Annotated in this window: 3 protein-coding genes; all 3 read right to left on the bottom strand. The window is 43.6% G+C overall.

Translation table 11 applies throughout. From position 1 onward, the window contains the following. Nucleotides 1–1,356 (bottom strand): hypothetical protein (locus tag AC1DUA_RS30585; RefSeq protein WP_477503330.1); only part of this gene is annotated, 1,356 nt, incomplete at its 3' end. A gap of 21 nt (nucleotides 1,357–1,377) precedes the next feature. Next, a complete protein-coding gene (locus AC1DUA_RS30580) occupies nucleotides 1,378–2,661 on the bottom strand; it encodes an efflux RND transporter periplasmic adaptor subunit (RefSeq protein WP_477503329.1) in 1,284 nt (427 codons plus the stop codon). A gap of 42 nt (nucleotides 2,662–2,703) precedes the next feature. Further along, nucleotides 2,704–3,286, bottom strand: a 583-nt coding sequence (locus AC1DUA_RS30575) for a CpsD/CapB family tyrosine-protein kinase (protein ID WP_477503328.1), incomplete at its 5' end; no start/stop codon positions are given.

The following is a 3,286-nucleotide window of genomic DNA, read 5'->3' as shown; positions in this document are numbered from 1 at the left end:
CTTGTCATCAGTCTCATCCATCACTTTTGTCTTGAAGGCCGCAAGTGGAAGGTTATAGGGCTCTACACTTTTCCCATCCGTAATTTCCATAGCCAACTGCTCACCGTTTTCTGCATTCGGAATAATAAATGAGTAGTAGATGACGTAGCTTAAATTAGGGATGAGCGTTTCTACCTGCGTATCTTGTCTTGTACCCAAATATTTATTACCGCTGTTGCTTGTTAGGACCGTCTGAAAGAGAGGAACCTGCAAAGGGCTTTCACTCTTATTGAGCAGCTTGAATTTGGCCACGGCTGCTTTAAATCCGCCACCCGCACTTTCATACACACGAAGATCTACCATAGAAATATTGATCTCTGGCCGAATCAGCTTCGTTAATGGGTCAATCTGAAGCGGTTTGTTCCATTCATATTGTGGCAATTGATTCATCAAGAACCGTACATCGTTAGCTCCTGGCGGTGTGATCGTCAATCGGCCGATTAAATATTCGGTATGTTTTTTGTCCTCGCCCACAAAGTCTTCTGGCGTCAGAACCGATAAACTCTTCAAATCCATCTTATTTCGGATCGGAATCGCATAATGGACATAGTTCTCTTCGCCCGGTTCGAGGGTGATCGGATCTTTCTCTATTCGCTTTCCGCTGTAAATCTTGTTCTCTGATTTGCCATTGATCCGGAAATCGGGGATGACCGTTTTCTTATCTCCCGTATTCGTAGCAAGTAATGCTACGATCGTCATCGGTCCATCCGGCGTATTCTGCTCAGCAAGGCTGACCGGCTTGTACGACAATGTGCTTGACAGCACAGGAATTGTAAACTTATCATCCCACTTCTTCATCGTTGAAGGATCGATAAGGACAGCCTTTTCACCCTTCCATTCTAATTCAGAAATCGGCAGGGATATGATTTTCTTTTCTTGTTTGGGATAGACGAATTCATCCACATCATAGAAGGAAAGGTCAGTTAATGAAAAGACATCATAACGCTCAATGATCGTCATATAACTAAGCTCTACCGTCTCTTTGGGCTGAATGTTCTTGGCATTAGCCTGGCTTGGACGCATGATATATTCCAAGCCTTCTTGCGTCTTGGCACGAACTTCATACTCAGGTACACCTGTTAGGCGATCCCCATCGTTATAAAGACGAACCACAGTGCCAATTCTAGCTCCTTCAGAGGTTGTTTCGTTTAGAATACTTTTCACTTCTACCTTGATATCACTCGTCAATGCGTAGCTTTTCACCGTCGTAGTAGCTGCATATCTTTCATCGGCTGCTACATGGAATGCCGCTGATGGAATCACAAGTGAAACGGATAAAATGAACATAACCATCGTATGTTTCCAATTTATTTTCAAGTCAAGTCACTCCAATTTTATTTATTGCTCTTCAATAGCGGTCATTTGAACTTTTTCTTTATTACTTAACTGACTTGGGCTCGTTTTCACAACCAGTTCTCCCTCTTTGAGACCCGAGAGCACTTCTTGATTAGGCTCATTCAATCTGCCTAATTGGATGCTACGTTTCTCAACGGTATCTCCTGAGAGTACGAATACATAAGCATTGTCACCTTCTTTAACAATACTATAGGTAGGAACTGTCACTACAATCTGGTCCTTCTCTTCCGTCAACTGAAGCTTCAGCTTCGTCCCAGGTTTCAAAGACAAATCTTTGTTCGGCACCTCGAGATTAATTTCATAGGCTTTCGTTTCCGGATCGATAACCTTGGAGAGATAACTGATGGCTCCCTTGTATTTCTCATTAGCTCCCACTATGTAATAAGATAACTCCGTCTTACTACCGATTTGGTTCGTTTCCGCTTCCGATAATTGTGCTTTAATTTTAATCGGGTCGAGCCTTTGAATGACCCCAACCTTAGCTCCAGGTTGCAGCGCCATCCCCGCTTCCATCGGCATCTCCGTCAATAAGCCGCTTACCGTTGCTCTCACTTCAAGGTTTTTCATCGACTGGTCAAGCTGCTGCAGGTTAACTTGCGCATTTTTGAGCTGTACGTCCAATTCAGGAGAAACTTCCTGCGGTTCTACTGCGCTTAGTTTCTGTTTAAGCTGATCCAGATCCATACGGGCACTCATCATTTGAGTTTCCATCTGGTATAGCTGAGCTTTCGTAACCAGTCCGATATCATAATCGTTTTTCATTTTATTGTAATTCCGCACTAAACCGGTCATCGCTAGTTCCATCTTTTGAATGGTATTGCTCATATCCAGCTTCTGGGTTTGTGTGTCTTTCTTAGCTCTTACTTTTGCCTTTTCTATCGCATCCTGAGCCGTTTCTACAGCAAGTGCCGCGGTTTCTCTCTGAGTCTGGAGATCACCAGACCTCAACCGCAGAATCACATCGCCTTCTTGGACCATATCTCCGCGTTTTTTCAAAACTTGATCAATATCTCCGGCAGCCTTCGCTGTAATGCCAAATTGGGCTGATGATTGCGCTTCTGCCGCACGTTCCAGTGGCTCCCCAATTTTTTGTTTAATAACCTTGAATACTTTGATGCTTTTCGGCGCTTGATCACTGTACACGGAATTACTGTCTGAATGATTAACTGCTGTATCTGAGCACCCTGCCAATATGCCAATGCTTAAAGTCAAAATGCAAAGGGTTCTCACGACTTTCGGTTGCTGCTTCCGCCGTTTTTTTCTCATTGGATATAAACTCTCTCCCCTTACTTTGATTTCCCGCAATAGTTACAGGTACGACGATGCATGATCGCTTTTGATTTCATTCATGACGACGCCAATTAAATTCACATTTGCAAGATGGAGCTCCTCTTTCACTTTCTTGGCAATACCACGTTTCACTTTCCCTGATTTAACGATGAGGAGTGTCCCGTCACACTTTGTTGCCATGATCTTGGCATCCGTTACGGTTAGAATGGACGTTGTGTCTACAATAACCATGTCATATATCTCACTAAGTTCTGCCAGTAAGGCATCCATTTGATTTGAAGCTAATAATCCAGAAGGATTCTGAGGTGAGGGACCCGACGTTACAATAGATACATTTTCAATGTAGGTTTCCCGTACGATTTCGCTCACTGCACTCTGATTCGCGAGATAACTGGTTAGCCCTCTTCCATTATCTTCACGAAAGATTAGGTGAATCGATGGATTTCGCAGGTCTGCATCTACGAGAACCACTTTCTTGCCTGTTTGTGCATACGCAACGGCTAAATTGATCGCTGTCGTTGTTTTCCCTTCACCTCTCCCAGAAGAAGTGACTGTAATTGTCTTGGCTTCACGACCGAAAACAGAACAATCGATATTAAAT

The organism is Paenibacillus sp. 01T422 (assembly GCF_056398785.1).
Note: the sequence above shows the minus strand (reverse complement) of the source record. Positions and strands in the feature narration are given on the sequence as shown.